This is a genomic window from Mesorhizobium sp. M4A.F.Ca.ET.050.02.1.1, from assembly GCF_003997725.1.
In the GTDB taxonomy this organism is placed as follows: Bacteria; Pseudomonadota; Alphaproteobacteria; order Rhizobiales; family Rhizobiaceae; genus Mesorhizobium.
Window position 1 is genome coordinate 1 of the sequence record NZ_RZSG01000664.1, and the last position, 3352, is coordinate 3352.

Here is a 3352-nt window from a genome sequence, read left to right on the forward strand (position 1 = left end):
TAACGACCCTTTAGACCCGCACCGCGCTTGCGTCAATTGCCGGCTTCATTAAGAGGTTTGTACCAGCGGCCTTGGAGCGGAGCCAGCTTTGCGGCAGACAGGCATTCTTCCCGATCAGGACATTTCCGCGCTGTTCCAGTCCGGCGCGCTGAAGTCGCCGCGCGCCCTCGATGCCGACCAGATCCAGCCGGCCAGCCTCGACCTCAGGCTGGGCGACAAGGCTTTCCGCGTGCGCGCCTCCTTCCTGCCCGGCCCCGATCATCTGGTGGCCGACAAGCTCGACCGGCTGAAGCTGCACGAGATCAATCTCGCTGACGGCGCTGTGCTGGAGACGGGCTGCGTCTACATCGTGCCGCTGCTGGAGAGCCTGGCATTGCCGGCGAATGTCTCTGCCTCGGCCAATCCGAAAAGCTCGACCGGGCGGCTCGACATCTTCACCCGGGTGATGACCGACCGCGGTCACGAGTTCGACAAGATCGCTGCCGGCTATGCCGGGCCGCTCTACCTCGAGGTCAGCCCGCGCACCTTCCCGATCGTCGTGCGTGCCGGATCCCGGCTGTCGCAAATCCGTTTCCGCACCGGCAATGCACTGCTGTCGGAGAGCGAGTTGCGCGAGCTCCACCATGGCGAGACGCTGGTCGCCACCGAGCCGCCCAACATTTCCGGCGGTGGCATCGCGCTCTCGATCGATCTCGACGGCGACAAGGACGGGCTGGTCGGCTATCGCGGCAAGCACCATACCGGCCTCGTCGATGTCGACAAGCGGGCCGCGCAGGACGTCGTCGATTTCTGGGAGCCGCTCTACAAGAGCGGCGCCGGAGAATTGGTGCTCGATCCAGACGAATTCTACATCCTGGTCAGCCGCGAGGCGGTGCATGTGCCGCCGCTCTACGCCGCCGAGATGACGCCCTTCGATCCGCTGGTCGGCGAATTCCGCGTCCACTATGCCGGCTTCTTCGATCCGGGCTTCGGCCATTCGGCGGCCGGCGGCACCGGCAGCCGGGCGGTGCTCGAAGTGCGCAGCCACGAGGTGCCGTTCATCCTCGACCACGGCCAGATCGTCGGCCGTCTGGTTTACGAACACATGCTGAAGCGGCCACAGGCGCTTTACGGCACCGATCTCGGCTCGAACTACCAGGCGCAGGGCCTGAAGCTCTCCAAGCATTTCCGCGCCGCGCGCTGATCCATCGTCATCGTTAGACTCCGCTTGCCCGGCCCCACGCGGCATGCTTGGCTGTGCCCAGCCCGTCAAGGTGACGGAAATGAAGGGGAAGAAGACAATGCGGATTTCGAGATGGATCCTGTCGGCGGCCGCTGCCGCCATGCTGGCGCTCGGCGCCGGCGCCCTGTCGGCGCAGGCCGCGGAAAAGATCAAGATCGGCACCGAGGGCGCCTATCCGCCGTTCAACACCATCACGCCGGACGGCAAGGTCGAGGGCTTCGACATCGACATCGCCAACGCGCTGTGCGCGCAAATGAAGGTCGAATGCGAGATCGTCACCCAGGACTGGGACGGCATCATTCCGGCCCTCCAGGCCAAGAAATTCGACGCCATTATCGCTTCGATGAGCATCACCGAGGAGCGCAAGAAGCAGGTCGCCTTCACCCACAAATACTATACGACGCCGCTTGCGCTGGTCGCGCCGAAGGACAGCGAACTCACCTCGACCGAACCGGCCGCGCTCGCCGGCAAGACGGTGGGCGCCCAGGCCTCGACCACTCAGGCCGACTTCGCCCAGGACGTTTATGGTAAGGCCGGCGCCGAGGCCAAGCTCTATCCGACCCAGGAGGAGGCGATTACCGATCTCCAGAACGGCCGGCTCGACGCCGTCATTTCGGACAAGTTCGTGCTGGTGGACTGGCTGAAGAAGGCGAGCGACGGCTGCTGCAAGCTGGTCGGTGACGTCAAGGGCACCGAGACCGAAGCCGGCATCGCCGTGCGCCTGGACGACACTGCACTTCGCGACAAGCTCAACGCGGCAATAGACGCCATCGTCGCCGACGGCACCTACAAGAAGATCCAGGCGAAGTATTTCGACTTCGATATCTACTGAGGTTGTGCGCCCTCCGCCTTCTCCCCTTGTGGGAGAAGGTGGATCGGTGCGCAGCGCCGAGACGGATGAGGGGTAGGTGACGGATCACCCGTCTTTGCCAAGCTGGAGCACCCCTCATCCGACCTCGCTTCGCGAGGCCACCTTCTCCCACAAGGGGAGAAGGAGAATGCGCTCAAAGCGCCTTGACCGCCACCTTCACCGGCTTCTCGATCTCGAGCGGGTTGCGCAGCGGCAGGCCGAAATCCTTCGCCTCGATCTCGAAAGTGTCGCCCGCCTCGGTCTTGACGCCGTCAGCGAAGGAGAGCGTCGCGGTGCCGAACATGTGGACATGCACGTCGCCCGGCTGGCGGAAGGCCGAGTATTTGAAGTGGTGATGCTCGAGATTGGCGATGGTATGCGACATGTTCGCCTCGCCCGACAGGAACGGCTTTTCCCAAAGCAGCTTGCCGTCGCGCCAGATGCGCGAGGAGCCCCTGATGTCGGCCGGCAGGTCGCCGATCAGGATCTCCGGCCCGAACGAGGCGTTGCGCAGCTTGGAGTGGGCGAGGAACAGGTAGTTCACCCGCTCCGTCACATGGTCCGAGAACTCGTTCGACAGGGTGAAGCCGACACGGAACGGCGCGCCGTCGTCGCCGATGACGTAGATGCCGGCGATCTCCGGCTCCTCGCCGGCATCCTGCGCGAAAGCGGGCGACATCAGCGCCGCGCCCGGCGCCACTGCCATCGTGCCGTTGCCCTTGTAGAACCACTCCGGCTGCACGCCGACCTGGCCCTTTGGAGGCTTGCCCCCTTCCAGCCCCATGCGGAACATCTTCATGGAATCGGTGAGCTGCTCCTCACCGTCGGCGCTGAGCTTCCTGTGCATGGAATCGCGCGTCGCGGCGGAGCCGAGATGCGTAAGTCCCGTACCGGTGAGATGCAGATGCGCCGGATCCGGATGGTTGATCGGCGAGACCAGCCGTCCTTTCTTGTAAACGGCATCGAGATCGATGGTTTCGCCGAAACCCTTGCGCTCGATCAGCGCCACGAGGCCGGTGCCGGTGCGCGCCGCCTCCATCGCCAGCGAATAGACGCTGCGGGCGCCGTTGATAATCCGGGTCTTGCCGCCGTTGCGGGCGACGACGCGGATCGTCTCGGCGTCGTCGAGGATCTGGGAGATCAGCATGATGAACCCTCTCTCTTTTGCCTTGGCCCGGCCGCCGATGGGCAAACCCTGACCGTCGCGGCCCGGAACAGTTCCGCGCCACGGTTGAAACTCTTCGTCCGGATTGCGCTCGCGAGCCTGGTCCCTCCGGGGA

Annotated in this window: 3 protein-coding genes; 2 read left to right on the forward strand and 1 reads right to left on the reverse strand. The window is 64.6% G+C overall.

Going from position 1 to position 3352, the window contains the following annotated elements; all coding sequences use genetic code 11:
• Positions 1-88 precede the first annotated feature (88 nt).
• Together EOA33_RS28945 and EOA33_RS28950 are read left to right on the forward strand one after the other, a co-directional pair.
• Positions 89-1183: a 2'-deoxycytidine 5'-triphosphate deaminase gene (locus EOA33_RS28945; protein ID WP_127407202.1), complete on the forward strand. Its 1095-nt coding sequence runs from the start codon at positions 89-91 to the stop codon at positions 1181-1183.
• Between the two features lie 97 nt (positions 1184-1280).
• Positions 1281-2054, forward strand: coding sequence for an ABC transporter substrate-binding protein (locus tag EOA33_RS28950; protein WP_126056587.1), 774 nt, complete (start codon positions 1281-1283; stop codon positions 2052-2054).
• A 172-nt stretch (positions 2055-2226) separates the two neighbouring features.
• On the opposite strand, the gene araD1 is transcribed toward EOA33_RS28950, so the two are convergent.
• Complete coding sequence (gene araD1 / locus EOA33_RS28955; RefSeq protein WP_126056586.1) at positions 2227-3219, reverse strand: AraD1 family protein; 993 nt, start codon at positions 3217-3219, stop codon at positions 2227-2229.
• Between the last annotated feature and the right edge of the window lie 133 nt (positions 3220-3352).